Raw genomic sequence first — 25,782 nt, 5'->3', positions numbered from 1 at the left:
AACGAAAGGACCGACCACCGTGACTACCGTGAACGACGTGACCCCTGCCTCCAGTACGGCCGAGCGCATCGACGCGCTCGTCGACCAGCTGACCACCGACGAGAAGGTGCAGCTCCTGACCGGGCGCGACTTCTGGACCACCTGGCCCATCGAGAAGATCGGGCTGCGCCGGATCCTGATGTCGGACGGCCCCTCGGGCGTCCGTGGTGAGGTCTGGGACGAACGCGACCCGTCGCTGAACCTGCCCTCGGCGACCGCCCTGTCGGCGTCGTGGGACCGTGCGATCGCGAAGCGCTACGGCGCAGCAGCAGCCGTCGAGGCACGCCGCAAGGGCGTCGACGTCGTCCTCGGCCCGACCATCAACCTGCACCGCTCGCCGCTCGGCGGCCGGCACTTCGAGGCGTTCAGCGAGGACCCGGTCCTGACCGGTGACCTGGCTGCGTCGTACGTCGACGGTGTGCAGGAGAACGGCGTGGCCGCGACCCCGAAGCACTACATCGCGAACGACTACGAGACCGACCGCTTCACCGCGTCGACCGAGGTCTCCGACCGGGCCCTGCGCGAGCTGTACCTGCTCGCGTTCGAGAAGGCCGTGACCGAGGCGCACGCCTGGGCGATCATGTCGTCGTACAACTCCATCAACGGCGTCACCGCGTCGGAGCACGACCTGCTCGAGACGCCGCTGAGCTCGGAGTGGGGCTTCGACGGCATCGTCGTGTCCGACTGGACCGGCGTGCGCTCGGTCGACTCGGCGAAGGCGTCGCAGGACGTCGCGATGCCCGGCCCGAACCAGTGGTGGAGCGAGGGTCCGCTGCTCGCCGCGGTGCAGTCCGGTGACGTGCCGATCGAGGCGATCGACCGCAAGGTCCGCCGCATCCTGACCCTGGCCGCCCGCGTCGGCGCACTCGAGGGCTTCGAGCCCGTGGCCGCGCAGCCGGTGCACGTCGAGGACGGCGTCGCCTTCGTCCGCGAAGCCGAGGCCGAGGGCACCGTCCTCGTCCGCAACACCGGCGTGCTGCCGCTCGACGCCCCCGCCGTCTCCCGCATCGCCGTCATCGGCCACAACGCCGACCAGGCCCGCACACAGGGCGGTGGCTCGGCCACGGTCGTGCCGTCGCAGGTCGTCTCGCCGCTCGACGGGATCCGCTCGGCTTTCCCGGGCGCCACGGTCGACTACGCGATCGGTGCCGTCGTGCAGGAGGGCATCGCGGAGTTCCCGCTGTCCACCATCACGAACCCCGGCACCGGCGAGCCCGGCGCCCGCGTCGCCTTCGTCAAGGACGACCAGGAACTGTACGTCGAGGACCGCCGCGCCACGGCACTGTTCTGGTTCGGCGGCGACGCCCCCACGCGGGAGGCCGACCGGCTCGACATCACCACGACCTACACCGCGCCGTCCTCCGGCACCGTGCGGATCGGCATCGGGGCGGCCGGCCGGTCGCGGATGTGGATCGACGGGGAGCTCGTGCTCGACGAGGACGTGCCGTTCGAGGGCGACCAGCTCGGCGCGGCGTTCCTCAACCCGCCGGCCCGCTCGGTGCCCGTGTCGGTGACCTCGGGGCAGCAGGTCGCGATCCGCATCGAGTACGACGTCATCCAGGACGAGACCCTCGGCGGCGTGCTCGCGTACCAGTTCGGCACCGAGCCTTCCGACGAGGACCCGTCGGTGCTCATCGATGCCGCGGTCGAGGCTGCCCGCACGGCTGACGTCGCCGTGGTGGTCGTCGGCACGAACTCGAAGGTCGAGTCCGAGGGGTACGACCGCTCGTCGCTCGCGCTGCCCGGGCACCAGGACGACCTGGTGCGTGCGGTCGTGGCGGCGAACCCGAACACGGTCGTCGTCGTGAACGCCGGCTCGCCCGTGGAATTGCCGTGGCGGAACGACGTCGCCGCGGTCCTGCTCACCTGGTTCGGTGGCCAGGAGTACGGCAACGCGCTCGCCGACGTCCTGACCGGCGCGCAGGAGCCCGGCGGTCGACTGCCCACCACCTGGCCGGTCGCGATGGCCGACGTGCCCGTGCTCGACGTCACCCCCGTCGACGGCAAGGTGTCGTACGACGAGGGTGTCCACATCGGATACCGTGCCTGGCTCCGTGCCGGCACCACGCCGGCGTACCCGTTCGGGCACGGCCTCGGCTACACCTCGTGGACCATCGACGGCGTCGTCGCGACGCCGACAGTGTCCGAGGGGGACGCGGTCATCGTCACGGCGACGGTCGCCAACACCGGACCGCGCGCCGGCAAGCACGTCGTGCAGGTCTACGCCTCGCGCGAGTCCTCGGCGGTGGACCGTCCGGCGCGCTGGCTCGTCGGGTTCGCCCCGGTCCGCCTCGGCGCGGGGGAGTCGACCGAGGTCTCGATCGAGGTGCCGGCCCGGGCGTTCGCGCACTGGGACGGAGCCTGGCAGTACGAGCCCGGCACCTTCACGCTGCACGTCGGAGCCTCGGTCACCGACGAGTCCGGGAGCGCGGCCCTCGAACTGGTCTGACCAGTTCGTCCGGTTTCCGCGCACCGACGACGCCTGTTGAGTAACATCGATGTGCGCCAGTCGGCTGGTTACCGTCGGCGCACGCACCGACTACGGGGTCGCTGGTTGTGCGACTCAGCCTCCTGATCCGGCTGACGATGCCCCAGCTTCCCCGGTGCGTCCAGAATGCGTCCCCGCGTCCGCGCGGGGGCGCATTCGTTCGTCCCGACTGTTTCCGTCCTGGAAGGGGTTCGGCGAACCGGTTGACGGACTTCGTGCGATCCGGGCAAAACGGGTGACGGATGATCAACTTTCTCGTCCTGAGGGCGCAACCGAGTGTGACAAACCGCTCGGTAGGTGGAACGATGGTCCCACCATCCCGTGCGGATCAGGGACGAGATGGTCATCCGGCAGGGCTCTCGAGCATCACCGACTCGATCTGAGCCCCGCCGGGTGTCCTGATCCGTTCTCAGGCCCGCAGTGCCGGCGCGATCTCCTCGGCGACGATGCGCAGGATCCGCTCGTGGGCGGCCACGTCCCCGTTCGCGGGCAGGGTGATCACGAGCTCGTCCGTGGCGGTGACGGCGGGGTCGGCGAGCAGGGCGTCGACGATGGCGGCCGGCTCGCCGGACAGCACCTTGCTGAACCGGAACGGCGGACCGGAGAGCGGTCGGCCCTCGTCGTCCATTCCCGAGGCGTACCCGGTCAGGAACTCGTCGTGGACCGCGCGGTCGTGGTCGTCGAGCAACGGCACGACGATGCGGCCCACCGCGACCTTCGACGTGCGGCCGGTCCCGCCGTGCAGCTCGGTGAACCGCTCGCGGTAGGCGGCGATCTGGTCGGCCTGCGCCTGGGCGAAGGGTGCACCGGTGTCCTCGGTGTTCAGGGTCGAGCAGTGCAGGAGCAGCCCCTTCTCGGCCGTGCGCACCGCGGTGCCCATGCTGCCGCCGCCCCACCAGACGCGGTCGCGTAGGCCGGGGCTGAGCGGCTGCAGGGTCAGGTCCGCACCGGCCGGGATGCTCTCGTAGCCAGAGCCGGCGCTGCCGAGTGCGTCGCCGTCGAGCACCTCGAGCAGTCGGGCAGCCCGGGCCTCGGCCTCGTCGCGGAACGAGCGGTCGACGGAGCCGAACACCGGGTCGAGGATCGGCCCGTACCCGGCGATGCCCGTACTGACGCCGAGCTGCACACGCCCGCCGCTCAGCAGGTCGACCGTGCTGGCGTCCTCGGCGAGGCGCACCGGGTCCTCGTAGCGCATGCCGAGCACCGCGGTGCCGAACGCGATGGTGCTCGTGCGCTGGGCCGCGGCGGCGAAGAAGGTCATCGGGCTCGTCAGGAAGGGCTCGAAGTGGCGGCCACGGACCCAGCCCGTGCCGTAGCCGAGGGTCTCGGCCGTCTCGAACAGCCGCAGACCGTCCTGCAGGGCGCTCGCCGCACCCGCAGTGCCGCCGTGGTTCGGGACGAAGGTGAGGAAGCCGAGTTCGCGCATGACGCGAGTCTATGCGCGCGTATGGAGCCGGGCCTCCCGGTCGACCGGGCCGACCACCTCGTCACCGCAGCCTGGGAGGATGGGGCCATGACCGACGTCACCACCGTGCCCCCGCTCGTCGCCGCGATCCCGGCGGCGGTGGACGGCGTCGTCGACGCCGACGAGGTCTACGAGGCCTTCGCGGCCTGGGCCGAGGAAGGCGGCCGGCCGCTGTACCCGGCACAGGACGAAGCGGTCATCGAGCTCGTCTCCGGCGCGAACGTCGTGCTGAGCACCCCGACCGGCACCGGCAAGTCGCTCGTCGCGGCCGGCGCGCACTTCGCCGCGCTCGCCGAGGGCAAGCGGAGCTACTACACGGCACCGATCAAGGCGCTCGTGTCCGAGAAGTTCTTCCAGCTCGTCGAGCTGTTCGGCGCGCAGAACGTCGGCATGGTCACCGGCGACTCCAGCGTGAACGGCGACGCCCCCATCGTCTGCTGCACGGCCGAGATCCTGGCGAACCTGGCCCTGCGCGAAGGTCCGGACGCCGACGTCGACGTCGTGGTGATGGACGAGTTCCACTTCTACGGCGACCCCGACCGCGGCTGGGCCTGGCAGGTGCCGCTGCTCGTGCTCGAACGTGCGCAGTTCCTGCTGATGTCCGCCACCCTCGGCGACGTCACGACCATCGCCGACGACCTGTCCCGACGCACCGGCCGACCCACCGCCCGCGTGACCGGCGTCAGCCGACCGGTGCCGCTCGCGTACGAGTACGTGATGACGCCCGTGCAGGAGACCGTCGAACGGCTGCTGGAGGAGGGCAAGGCGCCGATCTACATCGTGCACTTCGCCCAGGCGGCTGCGCTCGAGCGGGCGCAATCGCTGATGTCGGCGAAGGTCGCTGATCGGGCGCGTCGAGACCAGATCGCGGAAGCGATCGCGGGGTTCCGGTTCAGCGCCGGCTTCGGACAGACCCTGTCCCGCCTGATCCGCGCCGGCATCGGCGTGCACCACGCCGGCATGCTCCCCAAGTACCGACGGCTCGTCGAGCAGCTCGCACAGCGCGGGCTGCTGCCCGTCATCTGCGGCACCGACACCCTGGGCGTCGGCATCAACGTGCCGATCCGCTCCGTGCTCTTCACCGGGCTGACGAAGTTCGACGGCACGAAGATGCGGCAGCTGTCCGCGCGCGAGTTCCACCAGATCGCCGGCCGTGCCGGACGTGCCGGGTACGACACCGAGGGTGACGTCGTCGCCGAGGCCCCCGAGCACGACATCGAGAACGCCCGTGCGGTCGCCAAGGCCGGGGACGACCAGAAGAAGAAGAGCAAGATCAAGCGGAAGAAGGCACCGGAGGGGTTCGTGTCCTGGGGGCAGGCATCGTTCGACCGGCTCATCGGCGCCGAACCGGAACCCATGGTGTCGCGCATGCGCATCACGCACGCGATGGTGCTGTCGGTGGTGGCCCGCGGCGGTTCGGCGTTCGACGAGGTGCGCTCGCTGGTGTTCGACAACCACGAACCGCGTGCCCGCCAGCTCGCGATGGCCCGGCGTGCGCTCGTCATCGCCCGGACCCTCATCAACGCGCAGGTCATCGAGCGGGTGCCGGGGCCTCCGGTCTCCTACCGGCTCACGGTGGACCTGCAGTCGAACTTCGCCCTCAACCAGCCCCTGTCCCCGTTCGCGCTCGCCGCGTTCGAGCTGCTCGATCCTGCTTCTCCGACGTACGCGCTGGACATGGTCTCGATCGTCGAGGCGACACTGGACGACCCGCGGGCGATCCTGTCGCAGCAGCAGTTCAAGGAGCGCGGCGAAGAGGTCGCCCGCATGAAGCGCGAGGGCATCGAGTACGAGGAGCGGATGGAGCTGCTCGAGGAGGTCACCTGGCCTCGCCCGCTGTCCGAGCTGTTGGAGGCGGCGTACGAGACGTACGCGGCGGAACAGCCCTGGGTCCTCGACTTCCAGCTCTCGCCCAAGGCCGTCGTCCGTGACATGTACGAGCGCGCGATGACCTTCGGCGACTTCGTGCGGTTCTACCAGCTCACCCGGTCCGAGGGGCTCGTGCTCCGGTACCTGTCCGACGCCTACCGGACCATGCGGCAGACCATCGCCGAGGAACAGCGGAACCAGGAGCTCGACGACCTGATCGAGTGGCTCGGCGAGGTCGTCCGACAGACCGACTCCTCGCTCGTCGACGAGTGGGAAGCGCTGCTCAACGGCGACGTGCTGCTCGCCCTCGCCGAAGAGCAGGAGATCGCACCGCCGCAGCCAGCGCGGCTCACCGGCAACGTGCGGGCCTTCACCGTGCTCGTGCGGAACGCACTGTTCCAGCGGGTGCTGCTCGCCGCGCGCGACGACGTCGACGGACTCGGGGCGCTCGACGCCGCGGCCGGGTTCGACGGTGACGCGTGGGACGCGGTGCTCGAGGAGTACTACGAGGAGCACGACACGATCGGCACCGATGCCGAGGCGCGGTCGATGTCCTACCTGGTGCTCGACCAGGCGGGGGCGACGGGTGCCGGGGCGACGGGTGTGGGGGCGTCCGGTTCTGGGGCTGCAGGCTCGGCGCGTGTGTGGCGTGCCCGGCAGATCTTCGCGGACCCGTCGGGTGACAAGGACTTCGGGTTCTCGGCGACGATCGACCTCGACGCCTCGGACGAAGCCGGTGAGGCCGTGGTCCGGGTCACCGAGATCGGTCGGTTCGACGGGTGGGCCGACGTGGACGTGGACTGATGCCGGCCGGTGCTGGTTCGTTCGTCTTGCGAGCGCTCGGTGCGGACGACGTCGACGCGCTGCAGGGGCTGCTCGAGACCGTGCCGGAGTACGCCGAGCGGATCACCGGGTACCCGCCGGGACCGTCCGACGGGCTGAGCGCACTCGTGTCTGTTCCGGACGGCTTCGACCCGGCGGGCAAGCACGGGATCGGGCTGTGGGACGGCGACTCGCTCGTGGCGTTCGCTGACGTGCTGCTCGGGTACCCGGCACCGACCACGGCGTACGTCGGACTGCTCGTCGTCCGTGGCGATCGGCAGGGTTCGGGCCTCGGACGGGTCCTGCACGAGGCCGTCGTGTCCCTGGCCGCCGATGCCGGCGCCGACCGACTGCGACTGGGGATCGTGGCGACGAACGCGGCCGGTGCCGAGCCGTTCTGGCGGGCGCTCGGGTACGCACCGACAGGGGAGCGGAAGCCGTACCGGTACGACGGGCTCGAGAGCACGGTGGCGCTGTGGGAGCGGGCGGTCTGATCCTCGTGGGTCAGTGGTGGAGCAGGGTTCGTCAGGGGCGGACCAGGCCCTTCGCCACCAGGCTCCGGGCCGCCGCCACGATCGCCTCGTGCGGATCACGAGGGGTCCAGCCGAGCACGGTGCGGGCCCGCTCGTTCGAGGTGCGCTTGGCGTAGCCGAGGTCGGGCACCATCGCACGGAACTGCGGCTGGGTCTCGGCCGCGGTCCGCACGACGTCGTCGGGCAGCGTCTGCGTCGGGACTGCCCGGGCGTCGTCACCGAGGTGCTCGCGCAGGGTGGCGGCGATCTCGGCCATCTCGAGCGCCGGGCCGTTCGACAAGAGGAACCGCTTGCCCGCTGCATCCGGGGCGGTCGTCGCGGTGACGTGGGCCGCGGCGACGTCACGCACGTCGACGATGGGGATGAACAGTCGCGGTGTCGCGGGCATCGCCCCGGAGAGCATGGACTGCAGGATGTGGTTCGCGCCAGACACCGCGTGCCCCATCGCCGGGCCCATCACCGCGACCGGCATCGTCGTGACGAGCTCCGGCGCACCGGGCTCGGACGTGACGAAGTCCCACGCGGCGCGTTCAGCGAGGGTCTTGCTCTTCCCGTAGGCGTCGACTCCGGGCCCGTCGAGCACCGTCCAGTCGGCCTCGGTGAACACGTGGTCGGAGTGCGGGTAACCCCAGCTGACCGCATGGAAGGCCGAGGTCAGCACGACCCGATCGACTCCGGCCGTGTGTGCGGCGCGCAGCACCCGCAGCGTCCCCTCCACCGCCGGACGGATCACGGTGTCCTCGTCCTCGACGTGGCCGGGCATCACCGGCGAGGCGACGTGGTGCACGACGTCGATGTCCGCGACCGCCTGGGCCCATCCGTCATCGGACGTCAGGTCGGCGGCGACGAACTCCAGCCGGTCGTCGGCGGTCAGGCCGGCCTCGGCGAGGACCGCACGGACCTCGGGTGCACGGTCGAGGGACCGGATCGTGGTGCGGACGCGGTGCCCGGCGTCGAGCAGCTGCAGGATCAGGTGGCCGGCGATGAAGCCGGAGCCGCCGGTGACCAGGACGTGTTCGGTGTTCTCCATGCGTCCAGCATCGTCTCGGGGTCGGATGCGGACCAGTGCCTCGGTGTTCCTGGGTCTCCGAGACCCAGGCTGACCGAGCTCGTCGGTCAGAAGAGCGTGGCCGGCGGGGTCGCCTCGGGCAGTGCGGATGGCTCGGTGACCTCGACGCCGGGCCAGCCCGGACCGTGCGGCACGTCGGTGTGGTTCTGGTACGCGGTGGCGGCACCACGGGCGCGGACGTCGGCGGCCTCGTTCATCTCGTGGCCGACGTGCCCGCGGACCCACTCGAACGTGACCTTGCGGCCCTGCAGCTCGGCGTCGAGCTCCTTGATGATCTCGACGTTCATGACCGGCTTGCCGTCGGCCTTGCGCCAGTTCTTCCGCTTCCACCCGGCGAGCCACTCGGTGCAGGCCTTGATGGCGTACTGGCTGTCGCACAGGATGTGCAGCGGCTCGCCGGAGTCCTTCGTCGCGCGGAGCAACTGCAGGACGGCCGTGAGCTCGCCGATGTTGTTCGTTGCCCGGGGCCAGCCACCGGCGGCCCAGCGGTCGTCGTCGACGTACCAGGCCCAGCCGGCGGGGCCGGGGTTGCCGAGGGCTGAGCCGTCTGCTGCGGCGACGATCGTCACGAGGGGACCTCCTGGTCGGGGCTGGTGCCCGTCGAGCGTAACGGACGGTCGCGTGCCGTCCGCGCCGAGGTCATCGGCGCGCAGGGTCGAGGTTCAGCGTGCTGCCCTCGAGCAACCAGTCGTCGGCTCGGGTCTCCATGTACGGGTTGAGCCACTGCACCTCGGCCGGTGTGATGCCGAACCGCTGCGCGACCGTGGTCAGCTCGTCGCCGTGCGCCACCAGGTAGTCGGCCGGTCGTCCGTCGGCGTCCGTGACGATGCCGTACGCCCCCGGTCGGTCCTTGCCCACGGTGATGCGCAAGTCCGGGTAGGGGTTCGGGATCTTCCAGTCCAGAGCACCGACGGCCAGCACCGATCCGACCCACGGGCGTTTCGACGGGTCTTCGTCCGGCACTGAGGCGGGGACGAGGACGACGCTGCGCAAGTAGTCCGGTCGTGCACCGGCGTCGTTCATGACCACGGTCTTCGGCGGCCCGGAGGCGGCGGTCCACTCGGTCGTGTCCCGCGCCGAGGCGTCACCGCCATCGAGCGGGCTGGCGGTCCGGTGCCGGAACTGCAGGCTCATCTGCTGCGGGTTGGTCGTGCGGTAGCCGGACAGCTGCGCGGTGAACGTACCCTCGTCGTTCGCCACGATGCGCACGTGGATGCTCGTGTCACCGCTCGGGGACGTGACGTCGGTCTCCGCCGCGACCGTGCCCGTGGGCAGGACCTGCTCGACCTCGTCCGGTTCCCCGTCGACTTGCTCGGTCGTGAGCGTCGGATCGGGGATCGGCTCCGCCGTCCGCTCGGTGGCCTGTCGGGTCGGCTTCGGCAGGGTGTCGTCCCCGCCGAACGCCGTGCAGCCCGTCAGCAGCAGCCCCACCATCGCCGTACCGATGACCGCGCTCGCCGCGGTCCGCATCCGTGTCATCGTTCCCCCACGGCAGGGAGCGTACCGCCGGGGTCCGGCCCGATCGACCGCCGTGACCGAACTGGTACTCGGGGCACACGGACTACCGTCCGGGTCATGAGCGACAGCATCCCGGAGACGCCGGATCCCGACTCGACCGACACTGCGTACAGCCCGTCGAGCGAGCGGGAGACCGAGGCGTCGCAGACCGACCAGCGCAGCGACGCCGAACTCGAGGCGGACGGCATCGACACGTCCAAGATCACCGCCGCACCGGGAACGGGAGGCGCGGACGACGCCGGCGACGTGGAACCCGCACCGGGCGATCTGCACCTGCCGTGGCAGTCGGAAGAAGACCGCCGGGGCTAGCGGGACACCCGGTCGAGTTCGCGGACGAGTTCCTCGCCGTCGCGGACGTCCCAGAAGGCGAACACCTGCGGTCCGAACAGCCCGTCGAGTCCGGTGTTCGCGTAGATCTTGGCGGTCGCTCCGCCGGCGAAGAACGCCGCCACTCCGCTCGGATCGCCGGTGTTCCACTCCACCGAACAGTGTCGTCGCCCCCCGGTCCAGGTGATGGTGCGATCGGTGCGTCCCACCGGAACCTCGCGTGTGGTGTTCGGCGTGATGATCAGTGCGCGGCGGTCGGTGACGGCGTACACGGTCGTGCGCTTGCGGTGGGCCTTCACGATGAAGCGCCCGAACACGAGGTGCAGGCCGACCAGTGACAAGACGATCGGGATGATCGCGCCCACGCCGAGGTACCCGTTCCGCACGACGTCGGCCACTGCAAACGAGACGAAGCCGGTCCAGAACAGGGAGAACGGGACGAGGAAGCCGTCCCGCCCCGTGAAGAGCTTCGCCTGGTCGCTCGTGCCGGCCCAGTACAGGTGCTCATCGGGCCCGAGGTGCTTACGGGCGGTCTGCTGAGGATCGTTCACCCCGAAGAACCTACGCCGTCACGCGAGCACCACGTCACGACGGCGCTCCCGTCACGACACCGAGTCGGGGTGCGAGCCCGTCCGCTGCCCGGACTCGAGCGTGGCGATCGCCGCGAGCTCGTCGTCGCTGAGCACGAAGCCGTCGACGTCGAGGTTCGACCGGATCCGCGACGGCGTCACCGACTTCGGCAGCACCACGACCCCCTGCTGCACGTTCCACCGGACGAGGACCTGCGCGACGCTCACCCCGTGTGCGTCAGCGATGCCGGTGAGGATCGGTTCGTCGATCAGCCGACCGCGACCGAGTGGCGACCAGGCTCCGGTGACGATGTCGTGCTGCTGGTGGAACTCCATGAGCTCGCGCTGCGGGAGCCACGGGTGCCGCTCGACCTGGTTGAGCACCGGCGCCTCACCGGTTTCGTCGACGAGCCGCTGCAGGTGCGGCACCTGGAAGTTCGAGACCCCGATGCTCCGCGCCCGGCCGGAGTCGCGCAGCTCGACGAGCGCGCGCCAGGTGTCGACGTAGCGGTCGTTCGCCGCGGCCGGCCAGTGGATCAGGTAGAGGCCGACCGCGTCGAGCCCCAGCCGCTCGAGGCTGCCGTCGAACGCACGCAGGGTCGCGTCGCGCCCCTGGTGGTCGTTCCACACCTTGGTCGTCACGAAGACGTCGTCACGGTCGAGCCCGGAGGCCCGGATCGCGTTCCCGACGCCGGTCTCGTTGCCGTACATCTCGGCCGTGTCGACGTGCCGGTAGCCGGCTTCGAGCGCGAGACCGACCGCCGTCTCGGCCTCGGTGTCGTCGACCTTGTAGACGCCGAACCCGATCGCGGGGATCGCGGCGCCGTCACGCAGGGGAAGTGAACTGACCATGCACCCATCCTGCCGGTGCGTGGCGGGCGCGCGCCGGGCCTCCCGGCCATCTGTGGAGAACGCGACCCGCCCGCCGGACGCTCGTTCCTTCCCACATCGGCCGCGATGGCAAATGCAATCGGGCATACCTGGTCAGAACTTTCGACCAGGTACGCCCGATTCGACCAGGTACGCCGCCGAGAGCCCGCGCCCGCTCAGGTCGGCAGGACCACCGGCTCGGTGTCGGGGATGGGGCTGGCGTCACGGCCGCGCAGGTCGGGCAGCCAGCGCTTGGCCCCGAGCGCGACGACGACGCCCACCCCGGCCATCACGGCGCCGACCGTGAAGCCGCCCACCGGGCCGCTGCTGTCGATCAGGAAGCCGGCGACCGCGGAACCACCCGCGGCACCGATGAGCTGGCCGGTGCCCATCCAGCCGTAGGCCTCGGCGGTGTCGGAGAACTTGACGGTGGCGGAGACCGAGCCGAACATCACCGCGAGTGCCGGTGCGATGCCGATGCCGGCGATCACGAGGGCGATGCAGAGCCACCAGAAGTTCGTGCCGCCCAGGGCGAGCGCGAGACCGACGAAGACGATCGCCATGCGCGTCCACAGGGTGTTGGGGGAGATCGGACGGTGGCCGAAGGCCAGGCCGCCGAACAGGGACCCGACCGCGAAGACGGCCAGGACGATGCCGGCGTTCGGGCTGCCCTCGCCGAAGACGCTGGTGACGCTGGCCTCGACCGCCGCGCACGCGCCGATGAGCAGCAGACCGGTCAGGGTGGCGACGACGACCGACGGGCGCTTCAGCACCACGCCGAACGCGCGCTTCGAGCGGGGGATGCGGACGCGGCCGAGCTCGGGGGAGGCGATGAACCAGATGCCGCCGACCACCAGGAAGACCATGGCGACGACGATCGCCTCGACCGTGCCGACCTGGGTCGCGACGAAGGTGGTGATGACCGGTCCGGCGACCCAGATGAGTTCCTGGGCGCTGGCGTCGAGCGAGAACAAGGGGGTGAGCTGCGACGAGGTCACCATCTTGGGGTAGATGGTGCGCACCGCCGGCTGCACGGGAGGGACCGCGAGACCGCCGAGGAACCCGACCACCACGTAGCCCCAGAGCGGCATGAGCACGAAGCCGATGACCCCCATGCTCACGAGCGCGACGATGCTCGTCAGGATGAGGACGGGACGCATGCCCCAGCTGCCCATCCAACGGCTGGTGAGCGGGCCCGCCAGGGCCTGCCCGACACTCGTCGTCGCGAGCACCAGGCCGGCGGCGCCGTAGGAGTGGAAGACGTGCTCGACGTGCAGCAGGTAGGCCAGCGAGAGCATCCCGAACGGGAAGCGCGCGGTGAGCTGTGCAGCGATGACACGACCCACGCCGGGGGTCTTCAGGAGGGGGCCGTACGTGCTCACGAGACGAGTGTACGGACCGGACGGATCGGGGTGTCACCCGTCCGGGGGAGGTGTGGAGGAGGTCCTCGTCGACACCGTTCTCAGACACGCCGACGGGAGGTGTCGAGAACTTCCGTCCACAGCTTGTGGAGAGTGTCGGTGGTGGGTGCGAGAGTGGCGGAAAACCGGGCCTCCGGGAATCCACAGTCTGTGGATCGGGTTGTGGAAACTACAGGCGTGTAACACTTTCTCTTGTGGTCGACGGGTCCGCCGGGCACAACATGTAGTAGCGTCGTCCTCAGCACCGCACACGAACTTCGGACCTGGAATCAGGCCCAGAAACCAGGGGAGAACATGGCCGTCACCGTCTACACCAAGCCGTCCTGCGTCCAGTGCACAGCGACGTACCGGGCCCTCGACAACAAGGGCATCGAGTACGAAGTGCACGACGTCTCCACCGACGAGGCAGCCCTCGAGCACGTCAAGAGCCTGGGCTACATGCAGGCCCCCGTCGTCGTCACGGACGACGACCACTGGTCGGGCTTCCGCCCCGACAAGATCGCGACGCTCAGCGCCGAACTGGCGTAGTCGTCTCCCGTCCTGTGGACGGTCACCCCGGACCCGCTCAGGAGGCCCGGATCGCCGCCCACAGGACACCCCCGGTCCGTCTGTCCGCACCTTCCACCGAGGAGCGCGCCATGAGCCGATTGGTCTACTTCTCGAGCGTGTCCGGGTACACCGCGCGCTTCGTCGAGAAGCTCGGCCGCGACGCGGACCGGATCCCGCTCTACCCGAGCGAACCCTTCCTCCACGTGGACGACCCCTACGTCCTGTTCCTGCCCACCTACGGTGGCGGCAACGGCGAGGGTGCGGTCCCCAAGCAGGTCATCAAGTTCCTCAACGACGCGCACAACCGCTCGCTCATCCGCGGTGTGGTCGTCGGCGGCAACACGAACTTCGGCGAGGCCTACGGCCTGGCAGGGGACGTCATCGCGCGGAAGTGCAACGTCCCCCTTCTCTACAGATTCGAACTCTTCGGGACCCCTGACGACGTGTCGGCGGTCAACTCAGGATTGGATGCATTTTGGACGCAGCAGTTGCAGACGTCGATCTGACGTCGCCGCAGACGGGGATGGACTACCACTCCCTCAACGCGATGCTCAACCTCTACGACGCGGACGGCAACATCCAGTTCGACAAGGATCGTGAGGCCGCCAAGCAGTTCTTCCTGCAGCACGTCAACCAGAACACCGTCTTCTTCCACAACCTGAAGGAGCGGCTCGACTACCTGGTCGAGAACGAGTACTACGAGCGCGAGACGATCGACATGTACTCGCTGGACTTCATCCAGCGACTCAACGACCTGGCGTACTCGAAGAAGTTCCGGTTCCAGACGTTCCTCGGTGCGTTCAAGTACTACACGAGCTACACGCTCAAGACCTTCGACGGCAAGCGCTACCTCGAGCGCTTCGAGGACCGCGTCGTCATGACCGCCCTCGGCCTGGCCCAGGGCAACGAGCAGCTCGCGATCGACCTCGTCGAGGAGATCGTCGCCGGCCGCTTCCAGCCCGCCACCCCGACGTTCCTCAACACGGCGAAGGCCCAGCGCGGCGAACTCGTCTCCTGCTTCCTGCTGCGCATCGAAGATAACATGGAGTCGATCTCGCGTGGGATCAACTCCTCCCTGCAGCTCTCGAAGCGCGGCGGCGGCGTGGCCCTGCTCCTCTCCAACATCCGCGAGGCCGGCGCCCCGATCAAGCAGATCGAGAACCAGTCTTCGGGCATCATCCCCGTGATGAAGCTGCTGGAAGACTCCTTCTCCTACGCGAACCAGCTCGGTGCGCGTCAGGGTGCCGGCGCGGTCTACCTCAGCGCCCACCACCCGGACATCATGAAGTTCCTCGACACCAAGCGCGAGAACGCCGACGAGAAGATCCGCATCAAGACGCTGTCCCTTGGCGTCGTCGTGCCGGACATCACGTTCGAGCTCGCGAAGAACAACGAGGACATGTACCTGTTCTCGCCGTACGACGTCGAGAAGGTCTACGGCGTCCCCTTCGGTGACGTCCCGATCTCCGAGAACTACCGCGCGATGGTCGACGACTCGCGCATCAAGAAGACGAAGATCAAGGCGCGTGACTTCTTCACGACCATCGCCGAGATCCAGTTCGAGTCGGGTTACCCGTACATCGTATTCGAGGACACGGTGAACAAGGCCAACCCGATCAAGGGTCGGATCAACATGTCCAACCTGTGCTCGGAGATCCTGCAGGTGAACACCCCGACGACCTTCAACGAGGACCTGTCCTACAAGGAGATCGGCAAGGACATCTCCTGCAACCTCGGGTCGCTGAACATCGCGCTGACGATGGACTCGCCGGACTTCGGCAAGACCATCGAGACCGCAATCCGTGGCCTCACGTCCGTGTCGCAGATGTCGCACATCGCCTCGGTGCGTTCCGTCGAGGACGGCAACGACAAGTCGCACGCCATCGGCCTCGGCCAGATGAACCTGCACGGTTACCTCGCTCGTGAGCGCGTCTACTACGGCTCCGAAGAGGGCATCGACTTCACGAACATCTACTTCTACACGGTGCTGTTCCACGCCCTGCGCGCCTCGAACAACATCGCCATCGAGACCGGCGAGACCTTCGACGGGTTCCGCGACTCGAAGTACGCGTCGGGTGAGTTCTTCGACAAGTACACCGACCAGGCGTGGACCCCCGCGACCGCTCGTGTCGCCTCGCTGTTCGACAACGCGAACATCACGATCCCGACGCAGGAGGACTGGAAGGCGCTGAAGGCGTCCGTCCAGGAGCACGGCATCTACAACCAGAACCTGCAGGCCGTCCCGCCGACCGGTTCGATCTCGTACATCAACCACTCGACGTCGTCGATCCACCCGATCGCGTCGAAGATCGAGATCCGCAAGGAAGGCAAGCTCGGCCGCGTCTACTACCCGGCGCCGTTCATGACGAACGACAACCTGGACTACTACCAGGACGCGTACGAGATCGGTGCCGAGAAGATCATCGACACGTACGCCGCGGCGACGCAGCACGTGGACCAGGGCCTGTCCCTGACGCTGTTCTTCAAGGACACCGCCACCACGCGTGACATCAACAAGGCCCAGATCTACGCATGGCGCAAGGGCATCAAGACGATCTACTACATCCGTCTGCGCCAGCTCGCCCTCGAGGGCACCGAGGTCGAGGGCTGCGTCAGCTGCATGCTGTAGAGCTGCTGCTCTCTTCCTGGAGGCGCGGGGCGGGCCCCGCCCCGCGCCTCCAGTCCGTCATCAGATCACCATCTCGAATCCGGAAGACAATCCCATGACCCTCACCGACCCGGTCCACGCCACGGGCAAGTCCATCCCGCTGATCAGCTCGGTCAGTGCCATCAACTGGAACCGCATCCAGGACGACAAGGACGTCGAGGTCTGGAACCGGCTGGTCAACAACTTCTGGCTCCCCGAGAAGGTGCCGCTGTCGAACGACGTGCAGTCGTGGAACACGCTGACGCCGGCAGAGCAGCAGCTCACCATGCGGGTCTTCACCGGCCTGACGCTGCTCGACACCATTCAGGGCACCGTCGGCGCGATCAGCCTGATCCCCGACGCGATCACCCCGCACGAAGAAGCCGTCTACACGAACATCGCGTTCATGGAGTCGGTCCACGCGAAGAGCTACTCGTCGATCTTCTCGACGCTGGCCTCGACGCCCGAGATCGACGACGCCTTCCGCTGGTCCACCGAGAACGTGAACCTGCAGAAGAAGGCCCAGATCGTCCTCGACTACTACACCGGCGACGACCCCCTGAAGCGCAAGGTCGCCTCGACGCTGCTCGAGTCGTTCCTGTTCTACTCCGGCTTCTACCTGCCGATGTACTGGTCGTCCCGCGCCAAGCTCACCAACACCGCTGACCTGATCCGCCTGATCATCCGCGACGAAGCCGTCCACGGGTACTACATCGGGTACAAGTTCCAGAAGGGCCTCGAAGGCGCTTCCGAAGAGCGCAAGCAGGAGATCAAGGACTACACGTTCAACCTGCTCTTCGAGCTCTACGAGAACGAGGTGCAGTACACGCAGGACCTCTACGACCAGGTCGGGCTGACCGAGGACGTCAAGAAGTTCCTGCACTACAACGCGAACAAGGCGCTGATGAACCTGGGCTACGAGCCGATGTTCCCCAAGGAGACGACGGACGTGAACCCGGCGATCCTGTCGGCGCTGTCGCCGAACGCCGACGAGAACCACGACTTCTTCTCGGGGTCCGGGTCGTCGTACGTCATCGGCAAGGCGGAGAAGACTGAGGACGAGGACTGGGACTTCTGATCTTGGTCTGACTCGTGGGGACGCCCCGCTGGCTTCGGCTGGCGGGGCGTTTCTGTGTCCGTATATCGTCCCGTCAACGAAATGGAGCGCGGACGGGCTATGTGAGACAGGGTTTGTCTACCTGCTGAAGCGTGGAGCGGTTTCTCCGGTGGTCGACCGGCTATCGGAAGCCGCAGGTCGCCAACAGAATCGTTCGTCAGCGGCTGGGTAAGAGCTGCGCAAATCCGCGCCCGCGGCGTGCGGACTAGCGCAGCGCGGCGTTGATGACACTAGCGTCGAGTACCGTGTGAAGGTGCGCAAAGCCCCACTCAGCCCTGACGATGTTGTGCAACTAGATTCGCTAGCCCCCGACTACCGAGCGCGGGACCACGGCACCTATCTCGCGGCGCTCGAGCACGCAATCGACAGTCAGCCGGGTGCACGCAACATCGCGCTCGCTGGGCCATATGGAGTCGGCAAAAGCAGTGTTCTCGGCGAGCTCGCGAGACGACGCAAACGCAAGGTCATCAACATCTCGTTGCTCACACTCGGAGTTCAGCCGGAACCGTTGAGGGACAACGCCGACATGAATCCGGCGGCGAACACGACCACCAACCGCATACAGAAGGAGATCGTCAAGCAGCTGCTCTACCAGCAGAGTCCCGGAAAGACGAAGCAGTCCCGGTTCCGCCGTATCGATCGCCCGCACTGGTGGATCGAGCTGCTGGCCGCCACTATCGGCGGCGCAGCTCTGGTCGGTGTCCTTCTTCTCGCCGGCCTGCTGGACCCAGCACTGCGATCCGTCGGGATCGAACCGCCGTCGTTCGAAGAGTGGCTTCCTCTCGTGGCACTCGCGGTACTCGCGGTCGGTGCAGCGGGGTGCGTTGTCCTGCTCGCTCGGATGGTCAGCCGCGGCCGCATCGGTATCGAAAAGGTTGCGGCTGGGCCCGCGACGATCTCCCTCCCTGCTAGGTCAACGAGCTACTTTGATGAATACCTCGACGAACTTATTTACTTCTTCGAGGTAAACCGACGACGCGACATTGTGGTCATCGAAGACCTCGACCGGTTCGGTGACCCTCTCATTTACGAGTCGCTACGGTCCTTAAATTCGCTCCTCAATGCAGCTCACCAACTCCGTCGGCGGAACATCCGGTTCGTGTACGCCGTCCGCGACAGCGTGTTCGAACGACTTGGCCGCGAACCCGACGGCCCAACAGACGACACGCGCGCCGAGCTTGGTCGTGGAAATCGCACCAAGTTCTTCGAACTCATCATCCCCATGGTGCCGTTCATCACCCACAAGAACGCGCGAGACCTCCTGCAGCGCACCCTGCAATCCCGTGGCTACTCCATGTCCAGAGAGCTGATCGATCTCGCCGCGAGACATCTCCCGGATATGCGCCTCATACATAACATCATCAACGAATATGAAGTCTTCAAGCGGCAGCTCCTCGATGTTCCCACTCCGGTTCCCGAGCTCACGCATGAGCGGCTCTTCGCTCTGATGCTGGTCAAAAACACACAGGCAAAAGACTTCGAAGCGATACGCCACGGCGAAAGCAGTTTAGACAAGCTCTACGACACCTGGCGCGCATTCGTGGTCGCCAACCAGGACCGACTTCGAGCCGACACCGATCAACGACAACGCCGCATCCAACGCGAGACAGCCGTCGAGGAGCACGCTAAGCAACTTGCGGAAACTCTGCTCTCGCGCATTCAAGGCCTTGTCCAGGCGCCCGGAAGCGGCCTGGTGAGTGGGTCCATCAGCGTGAATGGGAGCGCCATCGACGAGAAACGCATGCGCACGGCTTCATTTTGGAATGACCTTCGAGAACACAATCGAACGATCGACCTCGTGGCGCATAGGACGAATTCCTATAGCCACCAAACGATGCAGATAGGGGTCGACGAGCTTGAACTGCTCCTCGGCCTGCAAATCGACAGCACCGCGTTTTCAGCCGCAGCAGTTGCGAAAGACCGCACTGAGACAGTGCAGAATGGTGTGGCACTACAATTCCTGCGCCGCCATTCCTGGAAGGACCTATTTCTCCATTCCGAATTCAGCTACTCGGCAACCGAGGGCAAGGCGCTCACATTCCGAGAATGGGCTTCCGAGCTCCTGCCATCTTCGCTAATGGTGGAGCTCGTCGAGCATGGGTACGTCACCGAGTACTTCCCGCTCCACGTTTCAGCGTTCTATGGCGAACTGATCCGCCCGGACGCGATGACCTATATCATGCGCAACATCGACCACGGAACCGCCGATTCAGAGTATCCACTCGAACCGGAGGACGTCGACGCCATCCTGGCTGACCAAGGCAGGTCTATCCTGTCTGAACCCAGCGTGCGCAACGTGTCGATCATCGACCGCCTATTGGTATCTGAACCTTCCGGAGCGACGACCATCATTAGGTCTCTCCGAGGGGCGGATGGAATTGTATTTATCAATCGGTATCTCAACGCCGGGCAGGAGAGGGCCCTGTTTGTCGCTGCGCTCGTGCCGCACGCGAAGTTCCTCCTGCGCTACCTCGTGGAGGACGCACCCCTTGAGCTCGACGAACGCATTCATCTGGTCAGCGTCGCAATCGATCACCGAGACGTTGACGTTGAGTACGAATTAGACGACTCAATCGCCGTGTTCCTCGAGCATCATGCCACCCGGATGCCGGTGCTCACGATCGAAACCGGCGAGCATGCTCAACGTGCCGTCGAGTTCGTGCAGTACGCAGGTGCAACACTCCCCGATGTCTCCGCATTGTCGCCCGCCGCGATCGAGTCGATGGGCGGGACGCGCGCGTACCGCTTCACTGCCGGAAACCTAAGGCACTTGACGGGGTCGACGTCATTGGCGCTAGACCGCCTACAAGAGCACAACGATGAGATGTACAGGTACGCGCTCGACGAACCTGAGATGTACTTCGCCGCTCGCACCGCAGCATCGGAAGCCTCTCCAACCATTGATGACGCGTCGAAGTTTGCAGCCGTACTCCGAGACACAGAACGTTGGAAATCAGAACACCTCGCCGCGCTGGTGGAAGGGGCAAGCGAGGACTGCAGGGTTGACGTGCTCGGTGAAGTTCCGGCGGTCAGCTGGCCAATCCTCGCTCAGGAAGTCCGCGCGCCTGCAACTTTCGAGAACGTCGGCGCGTACCTGAACCACTTCGACGACGTCGACGCTTCTCTGGCGGCGTTGCTCCGTGACGCTGACAGCATCGGCGACGTACCGAACGAGGATGAAGAGGCACGAACGCGCGTCGCCGTGGCGATCATCAACGCTGGGTCAGCGCACATCGACGTGCCGCACAGGATCAAGCTTGCCGCATCACTGCATCCCGAGATGCTGCCAATTGCCGAACTCACCCCCGAGCGCGGCATGCTCGTCGGGGAGCTCCTCCGAGCTGGACTCATCGACGATGATGCGTCGGCCTTTGATACCCGCTTGATGCTGGACTGGCCGACACAACAGCACGCGGTAGTGAACTCTGCCGCGTTCGAGGACCTTGTCGGGCCAGACGTACTAGAGCCGCAGTTCATCGCACCCTTAATGCGAAGCGTCGAAATTTCTCCTCGAGCCCAGGCCGCCCTGGTCAGCGCCTTCGGGGAGTACAAGACCGTCCCCAGTGACGCGTTCCGCGCCATCGCCGAATGCGCTCTCTCCGGGCGGGTCCAGCTCGAGCCGTCGGAGATAGCGATGCTTCTACGTGGCGACGTACCTGCCTCCGATATCCTCGAACTTCTGAATCGAGGTGGCGAGGTTGTGCCGCTCGACCTCGTCGGGCAAACGCTCCGGCAACTCGGGGAACCGTACGCTGCGGTCGCTGATCCCGGCAGACGCCGGCCTCTGCTGCCTGCAACTCCCGCGCTCCGTAGCGTTCTGCAGCGGTTGCACGCTGCCGGCATTGTCTCCGGATTCAAAGACGAGGCTGCCGGCCGACTCCGCGTGACGATGCACCGCAGCTAACGGGATGTGTGTACGCGGACGCGCCGGTGGCTCCGATACTGACGTTCGGTGTGAGCGGCAAGCCCTGCGTTTGTGGCCCCACCCGTTACGCGCCTCACGGCGAGTTCCGCATGGCGATGGTCATCCGGACGAGATCCCACCACTGGGCGGCCCGGCCGCCTGGGGTGCGCGGTCGTCAGCGCGCTCTTGAACCCCTCTCACCCGGGACGGGCGATGTACAGTCCAGCCCGTCCGCGGTCATAGTGAGCCATGAGGTCTCAACGGGGGAAGTCGTCGCGTCCGAGGCGCGAAACGCCCCCGCGTAGCAGACGCATGGTTGCCGCGTTTACAGCCGGTGTGCCACTCATGATCACCTTGATACTCGCGAGTCCAGGTGTTGCGACTGCCTCGACCGAAGCGCCGACACCGACGGCAGTGGCTACAGCGGATACGGGAACGCCACCCAGTCCGACGCCGTCTGACCCGTCAAGCCCAGCCCCAACTACGGTGCCGAGCTCAGTCCCGACTGCCGCGCCAAGCCCGACCGCGTCCCCTATCCCGGCTCCGACCCAGACCGCTGGCGCGTCCGCATCCCCGGGCGTCCCGCCGGATCCCACTCCTCAGGTGAGCGCCCCGGGCGCCGCCGCTTCGACTCCTGCTGCAGCACCTCCGACCGTTCTGGCGTTGGTTCCGAATGCGAACACGGCGCTGATGGCGTGGGTGGGAACCGCGGCGGATCGGCCGGCCACGCTGCTGACGTTGCAGGCCGCGTTGAACGCCGTGCCCGTCGGCGGGAAAGTCTCGTTCGACTCGAACGACTACGCGTTCACGACCGCACTGACCGTGCCCCGACAGGTCACTCTGGAGACAGCGTCTGCGTCGACCCTGTTTGCGCGTTTCACCATCAGCGGCGGTGGGCTGACCGCGGCGGAGACGGTCAGGTTCGGTGTGGTCGCGACACCGGTGTTCTCCGTCACCGGCAACGACGTCACGCTGTCCGACCTTCGGGTGAGCAACCCGAACGCGGTCGCGAGACCGACCGGCGTGCAGCTCGGCGCGGGGGTGACCGGCACCAGCATCACGAATTTCGCCATGGATGGCGTCGGGCAGGCATCCTCGTACGGCATCAACCTCACAACCGGCGCGGCAACGATCACGGACCCAACCATCAGCGGCGTCGCGACCGGCATCGGCAGCACCGCGGCAGCGACGACGGTTGGGATCAGTGTCACCGGCGGGAGCATCACCGCGACGACGGCTGGTATCGCTCTCGGCACGGCGACTGCGCCTCGTGTCGATGGCACGACGTTGACCGGGCCGGGAGCGGCGGGCACCGGCATCGACCTGCAGAACGCCTCCGCCGCTGACATCAGCAACGTGCACGTGTCCTCGTTCAACCGCGGCATCGGCACCACGGGAACAAGCACCGCGGCCGGGGCGACGATCACGAATCCCACCATCATCGGTGCAGGTTCAGAGGGCATCTCGCTCGGCAGCACCAGCGGTGCAAGTATCACTGGCGCCACGATCACTGGCACCGGTGCGGCTTCCTCCCGCGGCGTGAACATCTACCGCGCCACCAGCGTCACGATCACAGAACCAACTGTCGGCTCCTTCGCGTACGGCATCTACACGGACATCGGCGACACCGGAGCTGGACCGCGGATCATCCGGCCGACCATCACTGCCGTCACGGGAGGCATCACCCTCGGTTCAACGCAGGGTGCGACCATCACCGACTCCACCATCACCGGCTCTGCCCTCGGCACGGGCATCAACTTCATGAACGCTGGCCGGGTGACGGTCCGCGATGGGACGATGAACGGGCTGCTCTACGGTGTCGGCACGACGTCTCAGCTCACCGCTGACAGCGACCGGACCGACATTGTCATCAGCCGCATCACCGTCGTCGGCGCCCCGAACTCATCCAACGCGGTCACCCTCCTCGGTGTGACGAACACCCGCATCAGCGACATCGTCGCGGAGATCGCCGGTGCTGGCGTCATCACGCACGACTCCTCCGATGTCACCGTGACCGGCGTCGATGTCACCGGGCGGCCCGGCACTTCTTCCGCCAGCGGGGCTGCGGTCCTCCGCGCCTACGACTCGCAGCGCGTGAACCTCTCGCTGTCGAGCATCAACGGCGGTTCGTACGGCGTCTTCTACTCATCCAGCACCGACTCGGTGGTCACCGGGATCCTCGTCGAGAACGTGTCCGAGTACGGCATCTACGCCCGCAGCAGCGCCGATCTCAACATCGGCACCAGCATCTTCCGGAACAACGGCGCGGTCGGGAACATCGTCGTCACGGTTCCCCGCGACGGCATCAGCCACGACGTGCGGATCCACGCCAACACGATGACCGACAACCGTGGCGGTGTGAACCTCTCTGCCGGCACCCGTGCAGTCCGCTTCACCGACAACGTCGTCACCGGCCAGCCGGCCGTCCTCACCGCCGCCCCCGCGCACGACGTCACCATCGCTGACAACACCGTCACCCAGAGCGCCGACGACGCAACGGCCGTGATTGTCGTCCCGACGTACGAAGACGGCGAACAGCGGGGGTCGTACTCGTCTTCCGGTATCTCCGTCCGCGACAACCGCTTCGTCGGAGCCGGGACTTGGATCCGTGTTGGCTCCCCACCGGACAGCGCCAGCGCAGCTTTCCGCACAGTGCAGGACCCCGTTCTCGTGGTCGGCAACACCTTCCCAGCCGACTCGACCGCCATCTGGACGTTCCCCAACGCTGTCGTCGGCGAAGACACTGCCGGAGCCGTGGACCGTGCCGGTGCAGCTCGAGCCGCCGCATCGGTGGTGGTACCCAACGGTCCCGTGGCGGTGGACGCGAGGAACCACGGCAACCCGAACGACTGGGCGTCGCCCTGCAAGGCCACGGGCTACCTCGACGACGACCTCCGCTACGACGGCGGCGGAGCCGCCGTGTACGAGCTGACCGTCGCGCCGGTGCTCTACCCGGAGAACTGTGTCGACCTGTCGCTCACCGAGACGCCGACGACGCCGACAGGCACCCCGGTGCGCGTCGGTGACACCGTGACGTGGACGCTCACCCCGCACAACGACGGCCCGGGCGCAGCGCCAGCCAGGTGGACGGTGACGCAGCTCCTGCCGGACGGCGTGACCCTGGTGTCGATGACCGGCGACGGGTACCGGTTCGCTGGCACCACCGGCACGGCGGAGGCCCCGCTGCCGTCCGGCGCGGATGGATCACTGATCACCGTCACCGTCCGCATCGGAGGGACGTCTAAGGCAACGCTGCACAACGTTGCGTTCCTCGCACCCGCGGCGGCTCGGGACGTCGACGGTGACGGCTACGAGGACCCGATCATCGAACGGACGAACCCCCTCGTCGTGCCCACCGTCGACACAGACGCGGTCGCATCGCCGACCGACAATGACGCCGACGGCGTCTGGACGATCGCCGCCGATGAGCCGACACCAGGAGGCGGAGGCGGAGGCGGCGGCGGTGGCGGTGGCGGTGGCGACCAGGATTCTGATGGAGTGCCGGGCGGCAGCGGAATCGCGCCTGCCAATGCATCAGACATCGGCATCCCGGGCGGATACAACCCCTACGGCGAGGCCACAACACTCGCATGGACCGGTGTGTCACTTGCCGCGCCGTTCGCCGCAGCGGTCCTCCTGCTCATCGCCGGGACGGTCACGGGGCTGATCGAGCGACGCCGTCGGCGGACTGCGAATCATCGACTGTAGGGCTTCATTGAGCTTCGATGCCGGTTGGGGGTCGCGGTGCGAGACGAGGCGGACTCGGGAAGTCGGCGGATCCTCGCGCCATGAACGCTCTACTCATCGGGTACGCCCGCGTCTCAACCTACGAACAGGACCTCACCGCTCAGCGAGTCGCGCTTGAACGGCTTGGAGTCCTCCCGCCCAACATCCACACCGATCATGGCCTGACTGGCACGAACAGATCTCGACCAGGGCTGCGCGAAGCGCTCGCATCTTGTCGTGACGGGGACACTCTCGTAATCGCGAAGCTCGACCGGCTCGCACGAAGCCTCCGCGACGCGAAGGACATCGTCGACGAGCTCACTGCGAAGAACGTCAAGCTGAACATCGGCGGTTCCGTCCACGACCCGAACGATCCCGTCGGCCGGCTACTGTTCAACGTCCTCGCCATGGTGGCCGAGTTCGAATCCGACCTGATCCGAGCCCGAACACGGGAAGGGATGCAGATCGCGAAAGCCAAGGGCCATCTCCGCGGCCGGCAACCCAAACTCAGCTACGCGCAACAACGCCACCTCCTTGAGGTCCACCAAGCCGGCACTCACTCGGTCGCCGAACTCGCCGAGCTGTTCGGTATCGGACGAGCCACTGTCTACCGCTGCATCGAACGACAAGCACACCCCAACCGCTAATCCCTCAGCTCCGCTCTCAAACGCAGGCGTTCGAGAGCGGAGCCTCACCTGCGACCGGAACCGTAACGGACGCGGCCAGGCAGTTTCGAGCAAGCTCGTCCGCTAAACGACCGGCTACCGGGACGGTTTGCGCTGGCTCGATTCTCACGAGAGGGACGACGGACAGTCGCCGCGCTTGACACGCTGCCCGCCTACTGTCGCT

Annotated in this window: 18 protein-coding genes; 11 read left to right on the top strand and 7 right to left on the bottom strand. The window is 67.2% G+C overall.

The genetic code is table 11. The features are described 5' to 3' along the window. Nucleotides 1-28 precede the first annotated feature (28 nt). Entirely contained in the window at nt 29-2,488 is a 2,460-nt protein-coding gene (locus EDF48_RS17870; protein ID WP_243698137.1) for a glycoside hydrolase family 3 C-terminal domain-containing protein, read from the top strand. Nucleotides 2,489-2,936: 448 nt separating this feature from the next. Here the strand turns inward: EDF48_RS17870 and EDF48_RS17865 are convergent, their stop codons facing one another. Further along, nucleotides 2,937-3,953, bottom strand: coding sequence for an LLM class flavin-dependent oxidoreductase (locus tag EDF48_RS17865; protein WP_131881711.1), 1,017 nt, complete (start codon nt 3,951-3,953; stop codon nt 2,937-2,939). Nucleotides 3,954-4,040: 87 nt separating this feature from the next. On the opposite strand from EDF48_RS17865, the gene EDF48_RS17860 reads away from it, so the two are divergent. Together EDF48_RS17860 and EDF48_RS17855 are read left to right on the top strand one after the other, a co-directional pair. Continuing rightward, entirely contained in the window at nt 4,041-6,665 is a 2,625-nt protein-coding gene (locus tag EDF48_RS17860; RefSeq protein WP_131881709.1) for a DEAD/DEAH box helicase, read from the top strand. Then, complete coding sequence (locus tag EDF48_RS17855; RefSeq protein WP_131881707.1) at nt 6,665-7,177, top strand: GNAT family N-acetyltransferase; 513 nt, start codon at nt 6,665-6,667, stop codon at nt 7,175-7,177. Before EDF48_RS17860 ends, EDF48_RS17855 begins: the two co-directional genes overlap by 1 nt. 31 nt (nt 7,178-7,208) lie before the next feature. On the opposite strand, the gene EDF48_RS17850 is transcribed toward EDF48_RS17855, so the two are convergent. The 3 genes from EDF48_RS17850 to EDF48_RS17840 form a co-directional block, all read right to left on the bottom strand. Then, the gene (locus tag EDF48_RS17850; RefSeq protein ID WP_131881705.1) at nt 7,209-8,246 is read right to left on the bottom strand and encodes an NAD-dependent epimerase/dehydratase family protein; all 1,038 of its coding nucleotides are present in this window, start codon (nt 8,244-8,246) and stop codon (nt 7,209-7,211) included. An 86-nt stretch (nt 8,247-8,332) separates the two neighbouring features. Continuing rightward, nucleotides 8,333-8,854, bottom strand: a complete 522-nt coding sequence (locus tag EDF48_RS17845) for a ribonuclease H (protein ID WP_123294960.1) — start codon at nt 8,852-8,854, stop codon at nt 8,333-8,335. 70 nt (nt 8,855-8,924) lie between these two features. Beyond that, complete coding sequence (locus tag EDF48_RS17840) at nt 8,925-9,755, bottom strand: LysM peptidoglycan-binding domain-containing protein (RefSeq protein WP_131881703.1); 831 nt, start codon at nt 9,753-9,755, stop codon at nt 8,925-8,927. 105 nt (nt 9,756-9,860) lie between these two features. Between EDF48_RS17840 and EDF48_RS17835 the strand changes: the two genes are divergently transcribed. Next, nucleotides 9,861-10,112, top strand: coding sequence for a hypothetical protein (locus tag EDF48_RS17835; RefSeq protein ID WP_123294958.1), 252 nt, complete (start codon nt 9,861-9,863; stop codon nt 10,110-10,112). On the opposite strand, the gene EDF48_RS17830 is transcribed toward EDF48_RS17835, so the two are convergent. The 3 genes from EDF48_RS17830 to EDF48_RS17820 form a co-directional block, all read right to left on the bottom strand. Continuing rightward, nucleotides 10,109-10,681: a hypothetical protein gene (locus EDF48_RS17830; RefSeq protein WP_131881701.1), complete on the bottom strand. Its 573-nt coding sequence runs from the start codon at nt 10,679-10,681 to the stop codon at nt 10,109-10,111. The genes EDF48_RS17835 and EDF48_RS17830 overlap by 4 nt on opposite strands. A gap of 51 nt (nt 10,682-10,732) precedes the next feature. Beyond that, on the bottom strand, nt 10,733-11,551 hold the full coding sequence (locus EDF48_RS17825) for an aldo/keto reductase (RefSeq protein WP_131881699.1): 819 nt from the start codon (nt 11,549-11,551) through the stop codon (nt 10,733-10,735). A gap of 194 nt (nt 11,552-11,745) precedes the next feature. Next, the gene (locus tag EDF48_RS17820; protein WP_123673613.1) at nt 11,746-12,951 is read right to left on the bottom strand and encodes an MFS transporter; all 1,206 of its coding nucleotides are present in this window, start codon (nt 12,949-12,951) and stop codon (nt 11,746-11,748) included. 333 nt (nt 12,952-13,284) lie between these two features. On the opposite strand from EDF48_RS17820, the gene nrdH reads away from it, so the two are divergent. From nrdH to EDF48_RS17785, 7 genes are all read left to right on the top strand, one after another. Further along, nucleotides 13,285-13,518, top strand: a complete 234-nt coding sequence (gene nrdH, locus EDF48_RS17815; RefSeq protein ID WP_017886897.1) for a glutaredoxin-like protein NrdH — start codon at nt 13,285-13,287, stop codon at nt 13,516-13,518. Between the two features lie 110 nt (nt 13,519-13,628). Then, on the top strand, nt 13,629-14,045 hold the full coding sequence (gene nrdI / locus EDF48_RS17810; protein WP_131881697.1) for a class Ib ribonucleoside-diphosphate reductase assembly flavoprotein NrdI: 417 nt from the start codon (nt 13,629-13,631) through the stop codon (nt 14,043-14,045). Between the two features lie 17 nt (nt 14,046-14,062). Then, nucleotides 14,063-16,168, top strand: coding sequence for a class 1b ribonucleoside-diphosphate reductase subunit alpha (gene nrdE / locus EDF48_RS17805; protein WP_123673615.1), 2,106 nt, complete (start codon nt 14,063-14,065; stop codon nt 16,166-16,168). 94 nt (nt 16,169-16,262) lie between these two features. Further along, complete coding sequence (gene nrdF / locus EDF48_RS17800) at nt 16,263-17,264, top strand: class 1b ribonucleoside-diphosphate reductase subunit beta (protein WP_111086559.1); 1,002 nt, start codon at nt 16,263-16,265, stop codon at nt 17,262-17,264. Nucleotides 17,265-17,556: 292 nt separating this feature from the next. Continuing rightward, a complete protein-coding gene (locus tag EDF48_RS17795) occupies nt 17,557-21,207 on the top strand; it encodes a hypothetical protein (protein WP_131881695.1) in 3,651 nt (1,216 codons plus the stop codon). A 345-nt stretch (nt 21,208-21,552) separates the two neighbouring features. After that, nucleotides 21,553-24,915, top strand: coding sequence for a right-handed parallel beta-helix repeat-containing protein (locus EDF48_RS17790; protein ID WP_243698140.1), 3,363 nt, complete (start codon nt 21,553-21,555; stop codon nt 24,913-24,915). An 80-nt stretch (nt 24,916-24,995) separates the two neighbouring features. After that, the gene (locus tag EDF48_RS17785; RefSeq protein ID WP_123701525.1) at nt 24,996-25,580 is read left to right on the top strand and encodes a recombinase family protein; all 585 of its coding nucleotides are present in this window, start codon (nt 24,996-24,998) and stop codon (nt 25,578-25,580) included. Nucleotides 25,581-25,782: the final 202 nt, after the last annotated feature.

Source organism: Curtobacterium sp. PhB191, assembly GCF_004346515.1.
Classification (GTDB): Bacteria; Actinomycetota; Actinomycetes; order Actinomycetales; family Microbacteriaceae; genus Curtobacterium.
This window is presented reverse-complemented; position numbering and strand designations above follow the sequence as displayed.

Bases quoted from the DNA above. Each gene is read 5' to 3' on its own strand.
- nrdH (WP_017886897.1), top strand. From the start codon at position 13,285: ATGGCCGTCACCGTCTACACCAAGCCGTCCTGCGTCCAGTGCACAGCG.
- nrdF (WP_111086559.1), top strand. From the start codon at position 16,263: ATGACCCTCACCGACCCGGTCCACGCCACGGGCAAGTCCATCCCGCTG.
- EDF48_RS17840 (WP_131881703.1), bottom strand. From the start codon at position 9,755: ATGCGGACCGCGGCGAGCGCGGTCATCGGTACGGCGATGGTGGGGCTG.
- nrdI (WP_131881697.1), top strand. From the start codon at position 13,629: ATGAGCCGATTGGTCTACTTCTCGAGCGTGTCCGGGTACACCGCGCGC.
- EDF48_RS17825 (WP_131881699.1), bottom strand. From the start codon at position 11,551: ATGGTCAGTTCACTTCCCCTGCGTGACGGCGCCGCGATCCCCGCGATC.
- EDF48_RS17785 (WP_123701525.1), top strand. From the start codon at position 24,996: ATGAACGCTCTACTCATCGGGTACGCCCGCGTCTCAACCTACGAACAG.
- EDF48_RS17855 (WP_131881707.1), top strand. From the start codon at position 6,665: ATGCCGGCCGGTGCTGGTTCGTTCGTCTTGCGAGCGCTCGGTGCGGAC.
- EDF48_RS17860 (WP_131881709.1), top strand. From the start codon at position 4,041: ATGACCGACGTCACCACCGTGCCCCCGCTCGTCGCCGCGATCCCGGCG.
- EDF48_RS17850 (WP_131881705.1), bottom strand. From the start codon at position 8,246: ATGGAGAACACCGAACACGTCCTGGTCACCGGCGGCTCCGGCTTCATC.
- nrdE (WP_123673615.1), top strand. From the start codon at position 14,063: ATGGACTACCACTCCCTCAACGCGATGCTCAACCTCTACGACGCGGAC.
- EDF48_RS17835 (WP_123294958.1), top strand. From the start codon at position 9,861: ATGAGCGACAGCATCCCGGAGACGCCGGATCCCGACTCGACCGACACT.
- EDF48_RS17865 (WP_131881711.1), bottom strand. From the start codon at position 3,953: ATGCGCGAACTCGGCTTCCTCACCTTCGTCCCGAACCACGGCGGCACT.
- EDF48_RS17790 (WP_243698140.1), top strand. From the start codon at position 21,553: ATGATCACCTTGATACTCGCGAGTCCAGGTGTTGCGACTGCCTCGACC.